This window comes from Microbacterium sp. NPDC055599 (assembly GCF_053618975.1).
In genome coordinates, this window is sequence record NZ_JBSHIM010000005.1 from 120,833 (window position 1) to 142,682 (window position 21,850).

18 protein-coding genes are annotated in these 21,850 nt (G+C 71.4%); 6 read left to right on the forward strand and 12 right to left on the reverse strand.

The features are described 5' to 3' along the window. The first annotated feature begins 1 nt into the window (after window position 1). A complete protein-coding gene (locus ACWGQ1_RS06300) occupies window positions 2-868 on the forward strand; it encodes an A/G-specific adenine glycosylase (RefSeq protein ID WP_452312551.1) in 867 nt (288 codons plus the stop codon). 7 nt (window positions 869-875) lie between these two features. Here the strand turns inward: ACWGQ1_RS06300 and ACWGQ1_RS06305 are convergent, their stop codons facing one another. The 6 genes from ACWGQ1_RS06305 to ACWGQ1_RS06330 form a co-directional block, all read right to left on the reverse strand. Continuing rightward, window positions 876-3,011, reverse strand: coding sequence for a LuxR C-terminal-related transcriptional regulator (locus ACWGQ1_RS06305; RefSeq protein WP_452312552.1), 2,136 nt, complete (start codon window positions 3,009-3,011; stop codon window positions 876-878). Between the two features lie 105 nt (window positions 3,012-3,116). After that, window positions 3,117-3,542, reverse strand: coding sequence for a 30S ribosome-binding factor RbfA (rbfA, locus tag ACWGQ1_RS06310; RefSeq protein ID WP_136044326.1), 426 nt, complete (start codon window positions 3,540-3,542; stop codon window positions 3,117-3,119). A gap of 69 nt (window positions 3,543-3,611) precedes the next feature. Further along, complete coding sequence (infB, locus tag ACWGQ1_RS06315) at window positions 3,612-6,359, reverse strand: translation initiation factor IF-2 (protein WP_206251390.1); 2,748 nt, start codon at window positions 6,357-6,359, stop codon at window positions 3,612-3,614. A gap of 94 nt (window positions 6,360-6,453) precedes the next feature. After that, window positions 6,454-6,708 carry a YlxR family protein gene (locus ACWGQ1_RS06320; RefSeq protein WP_136032887.1) on the reverse strand — a complete coding sequence of 85 codons (255 nt, stop codon included), beginning with the start codon at window positions 6,706-6,708 and terminating at the stop codon, window positions 6,454-6,456. A gap of 61 nt (window positions 6,709-6,769) precedes the next feature. Continuing rightward, entirely contained in the window at window positions 6,770-7,753 is a 984-nt protein-coding gene (nusA, locus tag ACWGQ1_RS06325) for a transcription termination factor NusA (RefSeq protein ID WP_136032885.1), read from the reverse strand. 106 nt (window positions 7,754-7,859) lie between these two features. Next, window positions 7,860-8,900: an LOG family protein gene (locus tag ACWGQ1_RS06330; protein ID WP_247638666.1), complete on the reverse strand. Its 1,041-nt coding sequence runs from the start codon at window positions 8,898-8,900 to the stop codon at window positions 7,860-7,862. Window positions 8,901-9,040: 140 nt separating this feature from the next. Between ACWGQ1_RS06330 and ACWGQ1_RS06335 the strand changes: the two genes are divergently transcribed. After that, window positions 9,041-9,541 (forward strand): pyridoxamine 5'-phosphate oxidase family protein, encoded by a 501-nt coding sequence (locus ACWGQ1_RS06335; protein ID WP_136032881.1) that lies wholly within the window; start codon window positions 9,041-9,043, stop codon window positions 9,539-9,541. A gap of 18 nt (window positions 9,542-9,559) precedes the next feature. Here the strand turns inward: ACWGQ1_RS06335 and ACWGQ1_RS06340 are convergent, their stop codons facing one another. From ACWGQ1_RS06340 to ACWGQ1_RS06350, 3 genes are all read right to left on the reverse strand, one after another. Continuing rightward, window positions 9,560-11,317: a proline--tRNA ligase gene (locus tag ACWGQ1_RS06340; protein WP_452312553.1), complete on the reverse strand. Its 1,758-nt coding sequence runs from the start codon at window positions 11,315-11,317 to the stop codon at window positions 9,560-9,562. Between the two features lie 40 nt (window positions 11,318-11,357). Continuing rightward, window positions 11,358-12,128, reverse strand: a complete 771-nt coding sequence (locus ACWGQ1_RS06345; protein ID WP_136032878.1) for an isocitrate lyase/PEP mutase family protein — start codon at window positions 12,126-12,128, stop codon at window positions 11,358-11,360. A gap of 131 nt (window positions 12,129-12,259) precedes the next feature. Further along, on the reverse strand, window positions 12,260-13,315 hold the full coding sequence (locus ACWGQ1_RS06350) for a zinc-dependent alcohol dehydrogenase family protein (protein WP_136032876.1): 1,056 nt from the start codon (window positions 13,313-13,315) through the stop codon (window positions 12,260-12,262). A 105-nt stretch (window positions 13,316-13,420) separates the two neighbouring features. Between ACWGQ1_RS06350 and ACWGQ1_RS06355 the strand changes: the two genes are divergently transcribed. Next, entirely contained in the window at window positions 13,421-14,878 is a 1,458-nt protein-coding gene (locus ACWGQ1_RS06355; RefSeq protein WP_452312554.1) for an RNB domain-containing ribonuclease, read from the forward strand. On the opposite strand, the gene ACWGQ1_RS06360 is transcribed toward ACWGQ1_RS06355, so the two are convergent. Then, window positions 14,847-15,713 carry a hypothetical protein gene (locus ACWGQ1_RS06360; RefSeq protein WP_452312555.1) on the reverse strand — a complete coding sequence of 289 codons (867 nt, stop codon included), beginning with the start codon at window positions 15,711-15,713 and terminating at the stop codon, window positions 14,847-14,849. The two genes, ACWGQ1_RS06355 and ACWGQ1_RS06360, sit on opposite strands and share 32 nt — an antisense overlap. Before the next feature lie 50 nt (window positions 15,714-15,763). Further along, on the reverse strand, window positions 15,764-16,915 hold the full coding sequence (gene ispG / locus ACWGQ1_RS06365) for a flavodoxin-dependent (E)-4-hydroxy-3-methylbut-2-enyl-diphosphate synthase (RefSeq protein WP_205812722.1): 1,152 nt from the start codon (window positions 16,913-16,915) through the stop codon (window positions 15,764-15,766). A 215-nt stretch (window positions 16,916-17,130) separates the two neighbouring features. On the opposite strand from ispG, the gene ACWGQ1_RS06370 reads away from it, so the two are divergent. Next, the gene (locus tag ACWGQ1_RS06370) at window positions 17,131-19,014 is read left to right on the forward strand and encodes a chorismate-binding protein (RefSeq protein WP_452312556.1); all 1,884 of its coding nucleotides are present in this window, start codon (window positions 17,131-17,133) and stop codon (window positions 19,012-19,014) included. Between the two features lie 21 nt (window positions 19,015-19,035). Here the strand turns inward: ACWGQ1_RS06370 and ACWGQ1_RS06375 are convergent, their stop codons facing one another. After that, complete coding sequence (locus tag ACWGQ1_RS06375) at window positions 19,036-20,349, reverse strand: M50 family metallopeptidase (RefSeq protein WP_136035342.1); 1,314 nt, start codon at window positions 20,347-20,349, stop codon at window positions 19,036-19,038. A 65-nt stretch (window positions 20,350-20,414) separates the two neighbouring features. On the opposite strand from ACWGQ1_RS06375, the gene ACWGQ1_RS06380 reads away from it, so the two are divergent. Beyond that, window positions 20,415-20,999: a hypothetical protein gene (locus ACWGQ1_RS06380; protein ID WP_452312557.1), complete on the forward strand. Its 585-nt coding sequence runs from the start codon at window positions 20,415-20,417 to the stop codon at window positions 20,997-20,999. Window positions 21,000-21,081: 82 nt separating this feature from the next. Beyond that, the gene (locus ACWGQ1_RS06385) at window positions 21,082-21,777 is read left to right on the forward strand and encodes a DUF1775 domain-containing protein (RefSeq protein WP_452312558.1); all 696 of its coding nucleotides are present in this window, start codon (window positions 21,082-21,084) and stop codon (window positions 21,775-21,777) included. Window positions 21,778-21,850: the final 73 nt, after the last annotated feature.

Here is a 21,850-nt window from a genome sequence, read left to right on the forward strand (position 1 = left end):
GATGACGAACCTGACGTCATGGTACCGATCGGCCGCCCGTGACCTGCCGTGGCGGCGCCGCCGGTTCCACGACGAGTTCGGCGCCTGGGGCGTGCTGGTCAGCGAGTTCATGCTGCAGCAGACCCCCGCCACCCGGGTCATCCCGCATCTGGACGCCTGGCTGACACGGTGGCCGACCCCCGCGGCGATGGCCGACGCGACGACCGCCGAGGTCGTGCAGCAATGGGCCAACCTCGGCTACCCGCGCCGTGCCCTGTGGCTCCACCGCGCCGCGATCGAGGTCGTCGAGCGGCACGGAGGTGTCGTGCCGCGTGACGTCGACGCGCTCCTGGCCCTCTCCGGCATCGGCGACTACACGGCACGAGCGGTCGCGGTGTTCTCGTACGGTGATCGGCACCCGGTCGTCGACACCAACACCCGACGCGTGCTGGCCAGGGCGGTCGAGGGGCGCGCACACCCGGCGCCGCCGTCCCGGCGCGACCTCGCCCTCATGGACGCGCTGCTGCCGGACGACGACGTGGAGGCCGCGCTCTTCAACGCGGCGACCATGGAGCTGGGCGCCACGATCTGCACGGCTCGGGCACCGCGCTGCGAGGTGTGCCCGATCGCCGAGCAGTGCGCCTGGCTGGCGGCCGGTCGACCGGACACCGGCGACGCTCGACGCCGCCAGGCCGCCTACGAGGGATCGGACCGTCAGGCCCGCGGCACGGTGCTGCGCCTCCTCCGCGACGCCGCCCCCGACGCCGTCCCCCTGGCCGCGGTGATCCCGGAGTGGCCCGACGCCCGACAGCGCGACCGGGCGATCGACTCCCTCATCGCGGACGGCCTCGCCGAGACCGACGGCGAAGGGCTCACGCTCCCCCGGTGACCCCGGATCACAGGTGACGCTCGGTGCGGTGGGCGAGAGCCGTGAGCTCGACACGGTTGCGCACCTCCAGCTTCGCGAACACGCGCCCGAGGTGCACCTCCACGGTCCGCACCGACACGCTCAGCTCTCGACCGATCTCGCGGTTGCCGGCGCCACGAACGGCCAGCATCGCGACGTCGAGCTCACGGGCGGTGAGCCGCCGCCTCCACACGCTGCGGCACACCGAGAGCCGCTCCGGCGCGGGGACGAGCTGCGCCGCCGTCGTGTCGAGCCGATCGATCCTGTCCCTGGCCGCCCGCGCCCACGCGTCCGCACCCGCCGCCTCGAACAGCCGCTCCGCCCGCTGCAGGTGCATCCGTGCGGCGAGATGGTCGTCACGGACCGCGTGCTGCAGACCCAGCACGAGCTCGACGCGCGCCCGCGCGAACGGGGAGCGCAGCGTGCGCGCCGTCTCCCGCACGTCGTCCCGCTCCGACGGCCAGCTCCCGGCCGACGCGGCCAGCAGGCGCACCCGGAGGTCGCGTGCCACCGCGAGATCCGGAGGTGTGACGGGCCCGGACGCCGCGCGCTGCACCTGCGCCGCGACAGCCACCTCCTCGAGCCCGGGAACACCGAGCACCGGCTCCGGAGCCCCGCCGTCGCGCCAGAGCTCCACCGCCGCCCCCGCCGCGTCCATCGCGCCCGCCAGGAAGGCCTCGATCCCGCGGTCGACCAACCCGTCGACGCCTCCCCCTGCCGGAAGCACGGCCGTGAGGGCGTGGGCGACCGGTCCGATCTCCCCCCGCACGGCGAGATCGAGCCGCCGCGCGAGGACGACCCCCAGTCCCGCGAACGGAAGCGCGACCGGGAGCTCGACCGCGGCGCGGAGCAGCCGCTCCCGCGCCGCGCCGATGTCACCACGCCACACCAGCAGCAGCGTCTCGGCCACCACCCGATAGGCGCGCACGAGCGGACTGCGCTCGAGCCCCGGCACCAGATGGTCCGGTTCGAGATCGGCCAGGGGCGAGTCGTCGCGCAGCAGGCGCAGCCCCTGCTCGATGTCACCGCGAGCCGCGAGTCGGAGCGCCCGGAGCAGGGTTCCGCACAGCGGCCCCTCACCCTCTCCATCGCCGACCTCGCTGTCCCCCGCGAGAAGCCAGCACAGGGCGACGACGGGCTCCCGCAGGTCGGTCTCGGCCCCGACGACCGCGGCTCCCTCGCGCACCGCGTCGAGCCACAGGCGCATCGGGGCCCGGTCTCCTCGTTCCGCGCACAGCAGCGCCGCGAGCCCGGCCACTCTCGTCCAGTCGCGCCACGCCGCCCGACCCTTCGCGCTCCGCGGTCGGAACAGCGCGGGATCGACATCCGGCACCGCGCCCAGCACGAACGTCTGCGCCACCAGCAGTCCCCCGAGTGCCCGTCCCCGGAGCCGCGCCGACGCGCGGGGATACAGGCTGCCGAGATCGTGCACGGCATCCCCGGCGAGCCCCGCGCCGACGGCCGCGAGTCCGGCGAGCAGCATCGCCCCGTCCCGCCGGTGGCCCGACACGTGCGCCGCGGCCTCCCGGGCGAGAGCCAGCGCGCGCTCCTCCCGTCCGGCGCTGAGCAGTCTCCGCGCCGCACCGACCAGCGTCCGTGCGGCCGCGGGATCGCCGGTCAACGACGCGCGCGCCCGATGCCACGCCGCTGCGTCCTCATCGCCGAGGGCGGCGTGCAGTCCCGCCAGCCGGGAATGCACCTCCGCCGTCCGCGCCGAGGTCGACAGCGCCTGAATCCACACCGAGTGGCGCGGGTCGGACAGTCGCACCCGGCCCGCATGGATCACGAGCAGTGCGCCGACCGGGGAGGCCGCCAGCTCCCGCACCGACCGGCCGTCGAACGCGACCAGGGTGCCGAGGTCGTCGCCGCTGCGCAGTGTCTGCGCGAGCAGCAGGGTGCGGTCACGCTCCGAGAGCTCGAGCTCCGCGAAGGCACGCTCGACCGCGGGCGTCAGGGGCAGGGGTGAGGGCAGCGCGCGCCGTCCCAGCCGCTGGTCCGGCGTCAGCCGCTCCGCGACCTCGACGACGCTCGGCGGATCGGCGGCGAGACGCGCGGCCAGTCGCGCCACCACGTGCGGCGCGCAGACCAGTTCGCGCGCGAGAAGATCGCGGAGCAGCAGCTCCACGATCGCGGGCGCGACGACACCGCCGTCGCTCGATACCGTCGCTGGAATGCCGATCCCCCAGGTCCATCGGATGTCATCCCCGCGGACCCGAGGGTATCAAACGGATCAGTCCTCGTCGTCCCCCGAACGGTACGGGTCGGCGTCGCCGGCCGGGGAGGCAGAGGAGGCGAGCTTCGCGACCTCGGCGTCCCGCTCCTGCGCCTCACGCAGCAGCGCCGTGATGTGATCGGCGTTCTCCGGGAGCGCGTCCGGGATGAACTCGAGCGTCGGCACGAGACGCGTGCTCAGCTGTCGGCCGACCTCGCTGCGCAGCATGCCCGTCGCCGAGGTCAGGGCGGCACCGCTCGCGATGCGCTCCTCCTCCGAGCCGAGGACCGTGTAGAACACCGAGGCGTGCTGCAGGTCTCCGCTCACGCGGACATCGGTGATGGTCACGAACCCGAGCCGCGGGTCGCGCAGACCCTTCTCGAGACGCTCGGCGAGGATCACACGGATGCGGTCCGCGAGTCGTGCCTGTCGTTCGCCTGCCATAGCTCTTTCCCTTCAGAGGCCTTCGGGCGGGGACGCCTCAGCATCCCCGCCCGAAGGTATCGAACCCGATCAGCCGCGAGGCTTCTCGACCATCTCGGTGGTCTCGATCTCGTCGCCGATCTGGATGTCGTTGTACTTGCCGAGGCCGATACCGGCTTCGTAGTCGGTGCGCACCTCGGTGACGTCGTCCTTGAACCGGCGCAGCGACTCGATGGCCAGGCCATCGGCGATGACGACGCCGTCGCGGATGACGCGGGCCTTCGCGTTGCGCGTGATCGTTCCCGACCGCACGATGACACCGGCGATGTTGCCGAACTTCGAGGAGCGGAACACCTCGCGGATCTCGGCGACACCCGACTGGACCTCTTCGTACTCCGGCTTGAGCATGCCCTTGAGCGAGCTCTCGATCTCGTCGATCGCGTTGTAGATGACGGAGTAGAAGCGGATGTCCACGCCCTCACGGGAGGCGCGCTCGCGCGCCTTCGTGTCGGGGCGGACGTTGAAGCCCACGATGATCGCGTTGTCGATCGTCGCCAGGTTCACGTCGGACTCGGTGATCGCACCGACACCGCGGTGGATGATGCGCAGCTGCACCGAGTCGTCGACCTCGATCTTGAGGAGCGACTCCTCCAGCGCCTCGACGGCACCGGAGACGTCACCCTTGATGATGAGGTTGAGCGACTCGACCTTGCCCTCTTCCAGAGCACGGGTGAAGTCCTCGAGCGAGATGCGCTTGCGGGCCTTGGCCAGCTGGGCGTTGCGCTCGACCGCTTCACGCTTCTCGGCGATCTGACGGGCCATGCGGTCTTCCTCGGTGACGATGAAGACGTCGCCGGCGCGGGGCACGGAGTTGAGTCCCTGCACCTGGACCGGGCGAGACGGCGCGGCCGCCTCGACGGTCTCGCCGTTCTCGTCGATCATCGCGCGCACGCGGCCGTAGGCGGTACCCGCCACGATCGCGTCACCCACCCGCAGGGTTCCGGACTGGATCAGCACCGTCGCGACCGAACCGCGGCCCTTGTCGAGCTTCGCCTCGATGGCGACACCGCGAGCGGCCTTGTTCGGGTTGGCGGTGAGGTCGAGACCGGCGTCCGCGGTGAGCAGCACGGCGTCCAGGAGGTCCTGGATGCCGGTGTTCGCGCGAGCCGACACGTCGACGAACATCACGTCGCCGCCGTACTCCTCGGCCACCAGACCGTATTCGGTCAGCTGCTGACGCACCTTGGCCGGGTTGGCCTCGGGCTTGTCGACCTTGTTGACCGCGACCACGATCGGCACGTTCGCCGCCTGGGCGTGGTTCAGGGCCTCCACCGTCTGCGGCATGATGCCGTCGTCGGCCGCGACCACGAGGATCGCGAGATCGGTCACCTGGGCACCACGGGCACGCATGGCGGTGAACGCCTCGTGACCCGGGGTGTCGATGAAGGTGATGGCCCGCTCGATGCCCTCGTGCTCGGTCCAGACCTGGTACGCACCGATGTGCTGGGTGATGCCGCCGGCCTCGCCCTCGATGACGTTCGTCTGACGGATCGCGTCGAGAAGGCGCGTCTTACCGTGGTCGACGTGACCCATGACGGTGACGACCGGGGGACGGATCTCGAGGTCGTCCTCGCTCTCCTCCGCCAGCTCCTTCTCGAGGTCGAGACCGAAGCCCTCGAGGAGCTCCTTGTCCTCGTCCTCGGGCGAGACCATCTGGACCTTGTAGCCCAGCTCCTCACCCAGGACCTCGAACGTGGCCTCGTCCAGCGACTCGGTGGCCGTGGCCATCTCGCCGAGGTTGAAGAGGATCGTCACGAGCGTGCCCGGCTGCACGGTGTATCCGGTCAGTGCCTCGATCTTGTCGGCGAAGTCCGCGATGGACGCACCGCGGCGCATGCGGATCGTCTCGCCGTTGCCGCGCGTGACGTTGACGCCGCCGACGACCGGGGCGCTCCGCATTTCGAACTCTTGCCGCTTCGCCCGCCGCGACTTGCGCTGCTTGCTCTTGCCGCCGCCCTTACCGAAGGCACCGGCCGTGCCGCCACCGGGGCCGCGACCGCGACCGCCGCCGCCACCGGGACGACCGGCGAAGCCACCACCGGGACGGGGGCCCGCACCGGGACCGCCACCGGCGCCACCCGGACGACCGGGACCGCCCGTGCGCTGCTGGAACGGAGCACCGGGACGACCGCCCTGGCCCCCACGAGGCGCACCCGGACGGGGCGAACCCGGACGGGGCGCTCCGGGACGAGGAGCCCCGGGACGCGGCGCCTGCGGACGCGGGATGTTGCCGGGGGTCGGCCGCTGTCCCATGCCCTGCGCCGAGGCGAAGGGGTTGTTGCCGGGACGGGGACCGGCGGGGCGCTGCCCCATGCCCTGCGCCGACGAGAAGGGGTTGTTGCCGGGGCGCGGAGCACCGGGCTTCGGGGCGTTGCCGTCACCCGACGACGGGGCGGCCGGAGCCGGAGCGGACGGCTTGGCCGGAGCCGCGGGAGCCGGAGCCTTCTCCGCCGGAGCCTGTGCGGCGGCGGGAGCCTCGGCGGGTGCCGGAGCGGCGGGGGCCGCGGGTCCGGGCTTGGGTCCCGGCTTCGGGCCGGGGGTCGGTGCCGAGCTCTTCGCCGCGGGCTTGGGCCCGGGCTTGGCCGCCGCGGGCTCGCCGGACGCCTTGAGCGACGGGTCGGCCTCGATCGCGGCGCGCAGCTTGCGCGCCACCGGCGGCTCGACCGTCGACGACGGGCTCTTCACGAACTCGCCGAGCTCCTTGAGCTTCGCGAGGGCGACCTTGCTGTCGACGCCGAGTTCAGCGGCGATCTCATGTACGCGTGGTTTACCAGCCACAATTCTCCTGTCTGGGTCGGTCTGCCCAGACAGGGCAGACCATTAGTCGCGGACGGGTCTCATTTCGAGCCGTTCACTTTGTTTCCATAGCCGTTCAGCCTTTGGTTCTCAGCGGATGCTGTTCGATGGTCTGCGTGTCCAGAGTGGCGGACACACGGAGTGCACGTCCGAAAGCACGGCGCCGCAGGGCGGCATCCATGCATTCCTGTGTCGGATGCACCCACGCGCCTCGTCCCGGCAGGACAGCACGCTCATCGAGGACGAGGGTGTTGTTCTGGCTCACCACCCTGAGCAGGGCGGAGCGGGGAGCACGCGTGCGACAACCGACGCACATTCGTACGGGATCCATCTTACACCTGCGTTCCGTCCGCGTTCGCCCGCCCCGGGGCGTGGCGGGCCGCGGAGTTCGATCAGTCGAGGACGCTGTCCGGCTGGATGTCGATCTTCGCGCCGGTCAGCTTGGCGGCGAGGCGGGCGTTCTGCCCCTCCTTGCCGATCGCGAGGGACAACTGGTAGTCCGGCACGAGCGCCCTGACCGCCTTGGTGGAGGCGTCGAGCACGAACGAGCTCGTGACCTTCGCCGGTGACAGCGCATGGGCGACGAAGGTCGCGAGGTCGGGGTCGTGGTCGACGATGTCGATCTTCTCGCCGGACAGCTCCTCCGTGACGGCGCGTACGCGCCGCCCGAGCTCGCCGATGCACGCGCCCTTCGCGTTGATCGACGGGTCGTTCGCGCGCACGGCGATCTTCGTACGGTGACCGGCCTCCCGCGCGAGCGAGACGATCTCGACCAGTCCGGCTGCGATCTCCGGCACCTCGAGCGCGAACAGCTTGCGGACGAGGCCCGGGTGGGTGCGCGACACGGTGATCTGCGGCCCCTTGAGCCCCTTGGCGACGCTCGTGACGTACACGCGCAGACGCGAGCCGTGCGTGTACTCCTCGCCGGGCACCTGCTCCTCCGGCGGGAGGATCGCCTCGACCGAGCCGAGGTCGACGTGGATCATCCGCGGGTTGGGCCCCTGCTGGATGACGCCGGCGACGATGTCGCCCTCACGCCCCTTGAACTCGCCCAGCACGGCGTCGTCGGCGATGTCCCGGAGGCGCTGGCTGATGACCTGCTTGGCGGCGAAGGCGGCGATACGTCCGAAGTCGTCGGGGGTCGCGTCCTCCTCGCCGATGACCGCGCCCTCCTCGTCACGGACGACCTGCAGCACGGCGACGTGCCCTGTCGTACGGTCGAGCTCGACGCGGACGCCCTCGGGCGCCGCCCCCTCGGGCGACACGTGCTTGGAGTACGCGGTCAGGATCGCCTGCTCGATGATCGCGACGAGCTCGTCGAACGGGATCGCCTTCTCCTTCTCGATCCCTCGCAGCAGACTCAGTTCGATGTCCATGACGGCCTCCCTATTCAGCTCTCGTCGCGCCTGATCGCACGCGCGACATCCGTACAACGATACCGTGCGTCGGAGACCCCGGCCACGCGGCAGGGGCGGGGGCGGGTCAGGCGGTCGGGGCGGACGGCAGCGCGTTGATCGCCCCGATGAGGCGGAACAGGTTGCCGACCTGGCGCTGATCCAGGTGCAGCATCAGACGCGGCAGGTCGAGGCGATCGTCGTCGGCCGCCTCGGGCGGCAGCGGCGGCGTCCGCTCGATGCGACCGTCCGACAGCATCGAGCCGAACGCCTCGTTCAGTTCCGCCACCTCGGCCTCGGTCGGTTCCGCGCGCAGCCGCAGCACCAGCGCGTCCCCCACCCAGCGCAGCGAGTCGTAGTTGCGCCAGAAGCCCGTGATCTCCGCCCTCGCCGCCTCCACCGAATCGGTGATCACGACCCGATCGAAGTCGCCCTCCGAGATCACACCCATCGGCGCGAGGTGCTCGTCGACGAAGCGACGCATCCCCTCCCAGAACGACCCGCCCTTCTCGTCGAGCAGGACGATGGGCGTCGGCTCCGCCTTACCCGTCTGCTGGAGCGTGAGGAGCTCGAACATCTCGTCCAGCGTCCCGAACCCGCCGGGAAGGCAGAGGAACCCGCTCGACTCCTTGATCAGCATCAGCTTGCGCGTGAAGAAGTACTTCATCGCGACCACCTGGTCCTGACCTGCGACGACCGCGTTGGCCTTCTCCTCGAAGGGCAGCCGGATGGAGACACCGAGCGACAGCGCGGGGCCCGCCCCCTCCGCCGCGGCCTGCATGATCCCGGGGCCGGCACCCGTGACCACCATCCAGCCATCGCGGGCGAGCGCGGCGGCCACGTCCCGCGCCTGCACGTACAGCGGGTCGTCCTGGCGCGTGCGGGCGGAGCCGAACACCGTCACCTTCGGCACACCGCGGAACGGTGCGAACAGACGGAAGGCGTCGCGCATCTCGGCCAGCGCCGCCGAGGCGATCTTGAGGTCGAGGCGATCCGTGCCGTCCTCCCCCAGCTGCAGCGCGGTCCGGAGCATCCGCATCACCAGGCGCCGATCCGCGTGCACGCCCGCCTCGTCCAGCACGGCGTTGATCTCGGACGTGAGCGCGGGAGGAAGGGACTGTTCGGCCATGTCACCAGCGTGTCATGTTCGCACGCGATCGGGCCCCGCAACGCCGTCCGCGCGGCGGAGCACCACGCGCGGCGTCAGCACGCTCGTCCGCCCCTGTCAACACCCCTGCGGCGGCGACCGGGCGGGGGCATCCTGGCTCCATGACCGAGATCACCGGACCTGAAGCCCTCGCCCGCGTCTCCGAGCTCGTGGAGGACATCGACATCACGATGCTCACCACCGTCGACGAGGACGGCCACCTCGTGAGCCGCCCGATGTCCACCCGGCAGATGGACGACGCGGGAGACATCTGGTTCTTCACCGCGGAGGACACCGAGAAGGTCGATGAGGCACGCCGCAACCACGACGTGGGGCTCGCGTACTGCGACTCCAAGGGCATGCGCTACGTCTCCGTCGCCGGAACCGCGGAGGTCGTGCACGACCGCGCCAAGATGGAAGAGCTCTACTCGCCGTCACTCGACATCTGGTTCGCCGACGGCCTGGAGACGCCGGGCATCGCCCTCCTGCGGGTCACCCCGCGGGTCACCGAGTTCTGGGAACCCGCCAAGGGGAAGATCGCGATGGCCGCCGGGGCGCTGAAAGCCCTCGTGACCCACGACACCCCGGACGACACCATGGATCACGGCCGCATCACCTGCTGAGCCGCGCGGTCACCGAGGTCAGCGCGACGTGAGCCGCGCGACCGCCTCCTCGATGGACAGCGCGTCTCGCTCGCCGCTGCGCCGATCCCACAGCTCGACCTGTCCTTCGGCGGCACCGCGACCCACGATCAGGATGTGCGGCACACCGACGAGCTCGGCGTCGCCGAACTTGACGCCGGGCGAGACCTTCGGCCGGTCGTCGTAGAGGACATCGAGTCCCGCGCTCTCCAGCCGCTGCGAGATCTCCTCCGCGACGTCGAAGGCCACCTGGTCGCGGCCCGCCGCCACCACCTGGACGTCGAACGGGGAGACGGACGCGGGCCAGATCAGTCCCTTGTCGTCGTTGTTCAGCTCGGCGATGATCGCGAGGATGCGCGTGACACCGATGCCGTACGAGCCCATCGTCACCGTCACGAGCTTGCCGTTCTCGTTCAACACCTTCAGTCCCAGCGCCTCGGCGTACTTGCGACCGAGCTGGAAGACGTGGCCGATCTCCATGCCGCGCGCGAGCTCGACGGGACCGGAGCCGTCGGGCGCGGGGTCACCCGCGCGCACGTTCGCGATCTCGACGATGCCGTCGGCGGCGAAGTCGCGCCCCATCACGACGGAGTGGGCGTGCTTCTGGTCGATGTTCGCCCCGGTGATCCAGCTGGTGCCCTCGCTCACCCGCGGGTCGACGAGGTACCGGATGCCGGTGGCGGACTCCTCCCCCAGCACCGCGCCCGTGGGTGACCACGGACCGATGTAGCCCTTGACGAGCAGCGGGTTGTTCTCGAAGTCGTCCGCGGTCGCGGTCTCGACCTCGGCGGGAGCGAAGGCGACCTCGGCGCGCTTCTCGTCCACCTCGCGGTCGCCGGGGATGCCCACGATGACGAGTTCGCGGGTGCCGTCGAGGTGCGTCAGCGCGAGCACGACGTTCTTGAGCGTGTCCGCCGCCGTGTACTCGCCCTCCAGCTCACGGTTGCAGTGCGAGACGAGCGTCTCGATGGTGGGGGTGTCGGGCGAGTCGAAGATCACCGGAGTCGCGTCGGCGTCGAACGGCACGGGCGCAGGCACCTCGGTCGTGAACGCTTCCACGTTCGCCGCGTAACCACCGGCGCTGCGCACGAACGTGTCCTCGCCGACGGGGGTGGGGTGGAGGAACTCCTCACTGCGCGAGCCGCCCATCGCGCCCGCATCCGCCTGCACGATCACGTACTCGAGTCCCAGGCGCTGGAAGATCCGCTCGTAGGCGTCGCGCTGAGACTGGTAGCTCACGTCCAACCCCTCGTCCGAGGCGTCGAACGAGTAGGCGTCCTTCATCGTGAACTCGCGTCCGCGGAGCAGGCCGGCGCGGGGCCGCGCCTCGTCGCGGTACTTGTCCTGGATCTGGTAGATCGTCAGCGGCAGGTCCTTGTACGACGAGTACAGGTCCTTCACGAGCAGGGTGAAGGCCTCCTCGTGCGTCGGGGCGAGCAGGTAGTCGCCCCCCTTGCGGTCCTGGAGGCGGAACAGCAGATCGCCGTATTCCTCCCAGCGACCCGTCGCCTCGTAAGCCTCCCGCGGCATCAGCGCCGGGAAGTGCACCTCCTGGGCACCCGCGGCGGCCATCTCCTCGCGGATGACCGTCTCGATCTTGGCCTTCACCCGCAGCCCGAGCGGCAGCCACGCGAAGATGCCCGCGGCCTGCGGTCGGATGTACCCGGCGCGGATCAGCAGCTTGTGACTGGCGACCTCTGCACCGGCAGGGTCTTCACGGAGTGTACGGAGGAAGAAGTTCGAGAGACGAGTGACCACGGCTCAAGTGTAGTGAGCCGTGGTCCCCCGTCCCGCCGCGTCAGTTCAGGGCGGGCAGGCCCTGCGGGACGACGCCGCCCGCGTACAGGCTCTCGGCCAGCTCCTGGAGCGCCGTGAGCGCGACCCGCTGCGGCAGCGGACCGTACGAGATGCGGGCGACGCCGAGCTTCTCGTACTCCGAGGCGGCGAGCGCACCGGGGATGCCGATGACGCTCACCTTGCGCTCGCCGATGCCCTCGACGAGCTGCCGCGTCACGTTCGCGTCGAGGATCCCGGGCACGAACACGGCCGTCGCTCCCGCGTCGAGGAAAGCGCGGCCGCGCTGGATCGCATCGGCGACGCTCTCCTGGACGGGACGGTGCCCCGCGCGCACGAACGCGTCGGTGCGGGCGTTGAGCGCGAACGGCACGCCCTCCGCCTCGGCCGCCTTCACGATCGCCTCGACCGCGGCCACCGACTCGTCGAGCGGCTTCAGCCGGTCTTCGACGTTCGCCCCGACGACACCGGCGGCGATCGCGAGCCGCGTGGTCTCCCCCGCGTCGCCGTAGCCGTCGTCGAGGTCGGCGGTGACCGGGACCTGCACGGCGGCGGCGATGCGTCCCACCATGTCGATCATCAGCTCGCGCGGGGTGGAGCCGTCGTCGTAGCCGAAGGTCGCGGCGATGCCGTGTCCGGCGGTCGCGATCGCCTTCGTCTCGGGCAGAGCGGCGACCGCGCGCGCCGACACGACGTCCCACACGTTCACCACGCGGAGGATCTCCGGCGCGTCATAGAGTCCGACAAGGGTCTGAGCCTTCGCAGCAGTGGTCATGTCCCCACGCTAACGCCCGGCACGGACGCGAGGGCCGCAGTGGTGGGGATGATGTCTCGGCCCGGTCGCGGGGCGCCGACGGAAGCTGAGAGTCGGCATCCCCCTATGCCGACCCTCTGTCCCCTGCGCCTTCAGGCGGTGAGCACCACCTTCAGCGCCTTCGTCTCCGCGGCCCGCGCGAACGTGTCGTACGCCTGTTCGATGGCGTCCAGCGCGAAGCGGTGACTGACGAACACCGCCGGGTCGATCCGACCCTCGGCGACGAGCCGGGTGAGCATGCGCGCCGTGTCGGCGTTCACCAGGCCCGTCGTGATGGTGAGGTTCTGGATCCACAGGCGATCGATCGGGAAGTCGACGGGTGCGCCGTGGACTCCGACGTTGGCGACGTGCCCGCCGGGGCGCACGATGTCCAGCGCCATGCCCCAGGTCGCCGGAACACCCACGGCTTCGATCGCGACGTCGACGCCGAGCCCGTCGGTCAGGGCGAGCACCTGATCGCGCCAGTCCTCGGCGCCGGCGACCACGCCGTGCGTGGCCCCGAAGAGTCTGGACTGCTCGACACGGTTCGCGTCGAGGTCGATCGCGATGATCTTGCTCGGCCCGTAGAGCTGCGCGGTCATGATCGCCGCGAGGCCCACCGGCCCGGTGCCGACGACGGCGACCACGTCGCCCGCCTTCACGCCGCCGTACTGCACCCCGATCTCGTGACCCGTGGGAAGGATGTCGCTGAGCACGACCGCCGTCTCGGCGGAGACGCCATCCGGAAGCCGGTGCAGCGAGGTCTCGGCGAACGGGATCCGCACCAGCTCCGCCTGCGTGCCGTCGATCAGGTGCCCGAGGATCCAGCCGATCCCCGACGCCCCCTCCTCGGCTCGGCAGTGCGATGCCAGCCCGGCGGTGCAGAAGTCGCACTTCCCGCACGAGGTGATGCACGAGATGATCACGCGGTCCCCCACGGCGAGATCGGTCACGGCTCCTCCGACCTCGGTGATCACCCCGACACCCTCGTGACCGAGGATGCGCCCCTCGGTCACGGCCGGGACATCGCCCTTGAGGATGTGCAGGTCGGTGCCGCAGATGGTCGTGGCCTCGATGCGGACGATCGCGTCGGTCGGCGCCAGGATGGTCGGATCCGGAACCTCCTCCCATCGCTTCTCTCCGGCTCCGTGGTAGACGAGTGCTTTCATGGCTGTCCCTTCCGGCGTCACCCTGACGTCGTCGGTGAAATGTTACGCGCCACCACCGACAGAACGCCTCCGGAGATCGGGTCTTCTCGGCCTAGGGTGGGAGCCATGCCTCAGCGCCGGTCCCATGTCGCTCCCTCCGCCGCCCAGACCGAGCTCGCCGCCGCGCTCGCCGACCTCCGCGAAGCGCTCGACGCCCCCACCTCGTTCCCGCCCGACGTGCTCGCCGAGGCCGAGCGCGCCAGCGGATCCACACCCGAGCTCGACCTGCGCGACATCCCCTTCGCGACGCTCGACCCGGCGGGCTCGCGCGACCTCGATCAGGCCTTCCACCTGGAGAAGACCTCGTCGGGGTACACCGTGCGCTACGCGATCGCGGACGTCCCCGGTTTCGTCGAGCCCGGCGGGGCGGTCGATGCGGAAGCGCGTCGGCGCGGACAGACCCTGTACGCGGCGGACGGCACGATCCCGCTGCACCCTCCCGTGCTCAGCGAGGACCGCGCCTCCCTCCTCGCCGACGCCGACCGCCCCGCGCTGGTGTGGACCTTCGCGCTGGACGAGACCGGGGAAGTCGGCGATTTCCGCCTCGAACGGGCGCTCATCCGCTCCCGCGCCCAGCTCGACTACGCGACGACGCAGGCGGCCCTCGATCGCGGCGAGGGTGGACCCGCGGCGCTCCTCCCGGAGATCGGCGCCCTCCGGCTCGAGCTGGAACGGAAGCGCGGCGGGGCCAGCCTCAACCTTCCCGATGAGGAGGTCGTGCGCGCGGAGGACGGCAGCTACGCGATCGTGCGACGCCGTCCCCTCCCGATCGAGGAGGCGAACGCGCAGCTGTCGCTCATGACGGGGATGGCGGCAGCGCAGCTGATGCTGGGCGCCGGCGTCGGCATCCTGCGCACCATGCCGGAACCCGACGATGCCGCCTTCGAGACCTTCCGCCTGCAGACGGTCGCCCTCGGTCGCCCGTGGACGGACGGGACCTATGGCGAGTTCCTGCGCGGGCTGGACCGGAACGACCCCCTGACGCTGCCCGTGCTCGAAGCCGCGTCGTCGCTGTTCCGCGGTGCGGGCTATCTGGTGTTCGACGGCACGGCTCCGGACGACGCCGTCCAGGCCGCCATCGCCGCGCCCTACGCCCACGCGACCGCGCCCCTGCGGCGACTCGTCGACCGGTGGTCGCTGGCGATCTGCCTGGCCGTCTCGAGCGGCGCACCCGTACCGGCGTGGGCGCGTGACTCGCTCGCCGAGGTGCCGGCCCTGATGCAGGAGTCCGGTCAGCGCGCCTCCCGGCTGGCGTCGGCGACCGTCAATGCCGTGGAGGCGGCGCTGCTGACTCCGCTGGTCGGCGCCGAGCTCGAGGCCACCGTCGTCGAGGATCGCGGCGAGCGCGTGACGATCCAGATCGCCGAACCAGCGGTCACGGCGAGTGCCCCCGCTCCCGTCGGCGTGAAGCCGGGCGATCGCCTCCGCGTGCGCGTGGTGCGCGCGGACATCGCGAAGGGCGAGGTGGAGTTCGAGGACGTCGCCGGCGAGCTCAGGCCGCGGGAGTCGCGGTCGTCGTCATGAGGAGAACCTGAGGATCCGCCAGGTCCAACGCCACCCGGATCGCGCCGAACTCGGCGAGCGAGTGCGCGTGCGTGCCCCCGCACAGGATCACGGCCTCGCCCTCCGGCAGTTCGCAGTGCCAGCGGCGACGGTCCACGATCGTCGGCCCCTCGGTCTCGACGCGGCTCGCGGCCGCGGACGTGATCCACTCCTCGAGTTGTGCGTTGATCCGCTGCTCCCGGTCGGCGAGGGTCGACGCGAAGGTCTCGGTGTCGAAGCCCGCGCGGCGCAGGCTCTTGCCGAGGCGGTACTCGTCGACGGCGCCATCCGCGTGGATGCGGCTCGTCTGGTTGGCGCGCCCCTCGAAGTCCGGGGTGCCGAGGGCGTCGAGACCCGGGTCTTTGCGCCACAGGTCGGCGACGGCCAGGTCGAGGGCGAGGGACGCGAGGTGGCAGGCGGTGTGCCCGCGGCTCAGGCCGGCGCGGCGGTCCGCGTCGACGTCCAACCGCACGGCGGCGCCCGGTACCAGGGCCGCCGGGGCGTCACCGGTGAGGCGGTGGCCGACCAGCCAGGTCCACCCTTCTCCCCCGCGCTTGACGGGGATGTCGGCCCCCACCGCGAACGTGCCGTCGTCGGACACGGCCGCCATGACGGCCTCCGCCACGGCCACGGAGGTGCCGTCGACCGTGAGGGTGCCGGCATCACCCGGCTGGTCGGGCCAGGTGTGGTCAACGGGGTGGAACGGGGTCTCGTCCACCACGACCACCACGCCCTCCGGCGTCCTCTCGACGTGGGTGACGACGCCCTCTCCACTCGTGGAGCCGGTGGCGAAGGTCACGACGGTGGGCGAGGACATGCTTCTCCTGTGCGGTACGGCGGGGATGGCGATCGGGGTGCGGACGACGGTCAGGCCGTGACGACCTGCGCGGTGCCGAGCGGTGCGTCCGGGCCCATCTCGGCGGCGATGCGGTTCGCCTCCTCGATCAGCGTCGCGACGATGTCCTCTTCGGGCACGGTCTTGATGACCTCGCCTTTCACGAAGATCTGCCCCTTGCCGTTGCCGGAGGCGACGCCCAGGTCGGCCTCGCGGGCCTCACCGGGACCGTTCACGACGCAGCCCATGACGGCGACGCGCAGCGGCACCGTCATGTCCTTGAGACCCTCGGTCACGTCTTCCGCGAGCGTGTACACGTCGACCTGTGCGCGACCGCACGACGGGCATGACACGATCTCGAGCTTGCGCTCCCGCAGGTTCAGCGACTGCAGGATCTGGTGGCCGACCTTCACCTCTTCGGCGGGCGGCGCCGACAGCGACACTCGGATGGTGTCGCCGATGCCCTCACCGAGCAGGATGCCGAAGGCCGTCGCGCTCTTGATCGTGCCCTGGAACGCCGGCCCTGCCTCGGTCACGCCCAGGTGCAGGGGCCAGTCGCCCCGCTCGGCCAGGAGGCGGTACGCCTTGACCATGACGACCGGGTCGTTGTGCTTGACGGAGATCTTGAAATCGTGGAAGTCGTGCTCCTCGAACAGGGACGCCTCCCAGACCGCGCTCTCGACGAGCGCCTCGGGCGTGGCCTTGCCGTACTTCTCCAGCAGGCGGCGGTCGAGAGACCCGGCGTTCACGCCGATCCGCAGCGAGACACCCGCGTCCTGCGCCGCCTTGGCGATCGCGCCCACCTGGTCGTCGAACTTCCGGATGTTGCCCGGGTTCACCCGCACGGCCGCGCAGCCCGCATCGATCGCCTGGAACACGTACTTCGGCTGGAAGTGGATGTCGGCGATCACCGGGATCTGGCTCTTCTTCGCGATGATGTGCAGCACGTCGGCGTCGTCCTGGGACGGCACGGCGACGCGCACGATCTCGCACCCGGAGGCGGTGAGCTCGGCGATCTGCTGCAGGGTCCCGTTGATGTCGGTCGTCTTGGTGGTCGTCATCGACTGCACGCTGACGGGGGCGTCGCCGCCCACGAGCACCTTGCCGACCTTGATCTGGCGGGACTTGCGGCGCGGGGCGAGGACTTCGGGGATGCGAGGCATCCCAAGGTTCACAGCTGGCACCCCCTCAGCCTACGCCGCCCGGATGCACGCGGGCTGGATGCGCGGCCCGTCATCCGCCCGGGTCGCGGGTGCCGCGTGTGGTAGTTTCGCCCCATGCTCGCGAACCTCACCTGGTGGCCCGCCTCCTAGGCGGTGTTCGCGTTCCCACGAATCCAGACCGCCTCCGGGGCGGTCTTTTCGTTGCGCCGAGCCGGAGCCCTGCACAGGAGACATCGATGACCCTCTCACGACTCGCCGAGCTCAGCGCCGATCCGTCCGCATCCTTCGTGCTCATCGCGCGCGACGGCGCCGACTCCGTCGAGCTGCTCACGGGCGAGGTCGTCGACGTCGACCTGCTCGCCGACATCCCGCTCACCGCGGACGGCGTGCCGCGTGAGGTGTTCGCACTGGTGCCCTACCGCCAGGTGCGCGAGCGCGGCTTCGTCGCGCAGGACGACGGCGCTCCCCTGCGCTGCATCGTGGTGGACGAGCACCTGCACCTGCCGACGCCTGCGGTGCTCGATGCGCTGCCGACCTCGTCGGTCCCCCTGCGCGACGGCGGCTTCGACATCGCTGACGAGGAGTACGCGGCCATCGTCGAGACGGTCATCTCCGACGAGATCGGACGCGGCGAGGGCGCGAACTTCGTGATCCGCCGCGACTACACCGCCAGCATCGACGCCGACGACCGCACGGCCGCCTTGACGTGGTTCCGTGCCCTGCTCGCGCATGAGCGCGGGGCGTACTGGACGTTCGCGGTGGTCACCCCGGGGCGGATCGCGGTCGGCGCGAGCCCGGAGGCGCACGTCGTCGCGCGTGAGGGCGTCGTCACCATGAACCCCATCTCCGGCACCTTCCGGCATCCGGCCGGGGGCTCGACCAAGGAGACCCTCGCCGACTTCCTCGCCTCCACCAAGGAGACCGAGGAGCTGTTCATGGTGGTGGACGAGGAGCTCAAGATGATGAGCGCCGTCTGCGCCGACGGCGGGCGCATCACCGGCCCGCACCTCAAGGAGATGTCCCGCCTCACCCACACGGAGTACATGCTCCGCGGACGCAGCGGCATGGATCCGCGCGACATCCTCCGCGAGACGATGTTCGCTCCCACGGTCACGGGCTCACCGATGCAGAACGCGTGCGCGGTGATCCGTCGCCATGAGAAGAAGCCCCGCGGCTACTACTCGGGCGTCGCAGCGCTGTTCACCCCGAACGCCGACGGCGGGCACGACCTCGACGCCCCGATCCTCATCCGGACCGTGTATCTCGCCGACGGCGAGCTCAGCGTCCCCGTCGGCGCGACCCTCGTGCGCCACTCCGACCCGCACGGCGAGGTGTCCGAGACCCACGGCAAGGCGGCGGGCGTGCTCGGCGCCATCGGGGCGATCGACCGCGACCGTGCGGCCGAGGCTCGCAGCGACGCCGATGCCCCCGGTGCACGCCGCTCCCTCGCCGACGACCCGGAGATCGCCGCGCTGCTGTCCTCCCGCAACGCCCGCCTCGCCGAGTTCTGGCTGAACCCGCAGGGCGAGGAGTTCACCGGCCCGTTCACGGGGCGCTCCGCCCTCGTGGTCGATGCCGAGGATCGCTTCACCACGATGCTCGCCCACCAGCTGCGTCACCTCGGCCTGGACGTGACGATCTCCGCCTGGGATGCCGTGACCGACGACGCAGTGGCCGCGGCCGACCTCGTCGTCGCGGGCCCCGGCCCCGGCGACCCCCGCGACACCGGCAGCGCGCGGATCGCCCGGATGCGCGCGGTCGTGGAGCGACGGCTCGACGCCGAGGCCCCCCTGCTCGCCGTGTGCCTGAGCCACCAGATCCTCGCGGACCGTCAGGGCGCGGCGCTGGTCCCGCTGGCCGCCCCGCATCAGGGACTGCAGAAGTCGGTGCCCGTGTTCGGCGAGGACGCCTCGATCGGGTTCTACAACACCTTCACCGCGCGTGTGACACCCGGTGTCACGAGGATCGGGGATGCGGAGGTCTCCGCCCACCCGGGCTCCGGCGACGTGTTCGCACTCCGCGGCGCGCGCTTCGCGTCCGTGCAGGGACACCTGGAGTCGATCCTGTCGCGCGACGGCATCCGCACGCTCGAACGCCTGGTGTCGTACGCCCTCGCGTGACCGGCGCCGGTGCCGGGCCGGTCAGCCGAGCAGCTTGACGGGGTTGAACAGGTCGGCGACGAGGAGCAGCGCCCCCATCCCGATCAGCAGGACGGCCACCACCACCGTCAGCGGCACCAGCCGGGTGGCGTCCACGGGTGCGGGCGGCGGGCGCCGGAAGAGCTTCGCCCATGCCCGCTTGATCCCCTCCCACAGCGCGACCACGATGTGACCGCCGTCGAGCGGCAGCAGCGGGATCAGGTTGAACACGAACAGCGCCACGTTGAGCGACCCCAGCAGCCCCAGGAGGACGGCGAACCGGTTGAGGATCGGGGCATCGGTCGCCGCGACCTCGCCGGCCAGGCGCCCGACGCCGACGACGCTCAACGGGCCGTTCGGGTCGCGTTCGCCCCCGGTGACCAGGGACACACCCACATCCCACAGCCGCACGGGCAGCGTGACGATGAGCGACGCTACCCTCGCGACGTTCTCGGCGGCCATCTCCGGTCCGGCGCTCAGCGGCTGTTGCACGAAGCCCATCTGCGAGATCATCCCCGCGTACCCGACCTCGCGCACGACCGGGTCGCCCTGATCGTCGAGCACGGGCCGCCCGCTCGCGTCGGTGATGGTGCGCTCCGCCGCGATGGGCGTGAGGCTCAGCGTCTGCTCGGCCCCGTCGCGGCGCACCACCAGCTCGAGCGTCTCGCCGGGCGAGGCCTGGACGATCGTCGTCGCCTGCTCGAAGGTCGACACGGGCTGACCGTCGATCGACACCAGCACGTCACCGGGTCGCACCCCCGCCTCCGCCGCGGGGGACTCCGGGTCGTCCGGGGCGCACTCGGTGGCGGTCGACGACGCGGGCACCACGCACTCGTTCACCGCGGAGATGGTCGTCGTCCCCTGCTGCACGCCGATGCCGCACACGAGCACCGTGAAGATCACCACGGCCAGGACCAGGTTCATCAGCGGACCGCCGAGCATCACGATCACGCGCTTCCACACCGGCAGCTTGTAGAAGACCCGGTCCTCCGCGCCCTCGGCGATCGTCTCGTCGTTGGCCGAGCGGGCGTCCTGGATGAGCGTGCGGAACACCCCGGACGCCGGACGCTCCCCCTTCGACGACGGATACATGCCGGACATCGAGATGAACCCGCCGAGCGGGAGCAGCTTGAAGCCGTACTCGGTCTCGCCGATCCGCTTCGACCACAGCCGCGGGCCGAAGCCGATCATGTACTGGCCGACGCGCACGCCGAAGAGCTTCGCGGGGACGAGATGGCCGACCTCGTGCAGACCGATCGAGAGGCCGAGGCCGATCAGCATGAACAGGATGCCGCCCACATAGAGCAGGATTTCCACCCGCCCACGGTACTGCCCGCAGCTAGGAATCCGCCCCGCCCGCGCCGCTTGGCTAGGCTGGGATGGTGACCACCCGGCAGCTGCGACTCCTGCGCGCCGCCGCCGTGTCCGCCACCGCGACCCTCATCGCCGCGGTGTCCCACACCATCGGAGGCGGCGCGGCACCCCACCCGCTGCTGATCCTCGCGGTCACGGTGCTGTTCCTGACACCGACCGCCGCCCTCCTCGGGCTCCGTCGGTCGCGCTGGCGCGTCGCGGTCGCCGTGCTCGTGTCTCAAGCCGTGTTCCACCTGGTGTTCCAGCTGCTCGGCTCCCCCACCGCGGACGTCGACGGCGCGATCGGCCCGCACGTCCATCACTTCGACCTGGCAGCGTTGAGCGGCACCGTCTCCGTCGCGCCCGTCGACGCGACGATGCTCCTCGCGCACGCCGGCGCCGCCGTGCTGACCACTCTGCTGGTGTGGCACGCCGAACGCCTCCTGCGGGCCGTCGCCGGCTGGTTCCGCGCTCTCGTGCGTCGCGCGTCGCCGACGGGCTTCTCCGGCCATCGCCGCCCGACCCCGCTGCGTCCGCTGCGCTTCGCTCCCCTCGACCGTGCCGTGGCCGCCGCCGTCTCCCGGCGCGGCCCCCCGGTGTGCGCACGCGGCTGACCCGCCGCCCGAGAATCACGGCCGAACCCTCGGCCACCCTTTGCGCGCCCTCCGGCGCGCCCGCACACCTTTCTGGAGAATCATGTCCCGTACCACCACGTCCCCCCGTCGTCCGCGCTCCCGCCGGGCCCTCGTCGCCACGACCGGCGCGCTCGGCGGGGTCGCCCTCGCCCTCGCGGTTCCGCTCATGGCGGGAGCCCACGTGTCCGTCAGCCCGGATGAGCTCGCCGCCGGCGACCACGGCGTGCTCACATTCTCGTTCGCCCACGGCTGCGGCACCTCGCCGACCACGGCACTGCGCATCACCATGCCGGACGGCCTCACGTCCGTCGCCCCGACCCTGGACGGCGACTGGACCATCCAGGTCGAGCGCGGTGAAGACGGCCTCGTGAGCGCCGTCACGTACACCGCGCTCACGCCGGTGCCGACCGACCTCCGCGGCGCGGTCAGCATGTCGGTCGGGCTCGACGAGAAGACGCCCGAGACGCTCGCCTTCCCGGTGGTGCAGCAGTGCGTCGACGGTGCGACCGAGTGGACGCAGCTCGCCGAGGAGGGTGAGGACCCGCACGCGCTCGATGCCCCCGCTCCCGTCGTCACGGTCACGGATGCGGAGGCGTCGATGCATGGCGCCCACGGCGACGCGGAGGCGGACACCGCGGACGCCGACGCGGCCGCCACGGCCGCCGACCCGCTCGGCATCGCCCTCGGCACGGGCGGGCTCCTCGCCGGGGCGGCGGCTCTCGTGGTCGCCGTGCTGGCCTACCGCCGCCGGGCCTGAGCCCCGGCCCGCCGCGCGTCCCACCCCGGCGTACGGCGGGGCCTTCACCCCGCACCCCTGCGGCGCCGTGGGA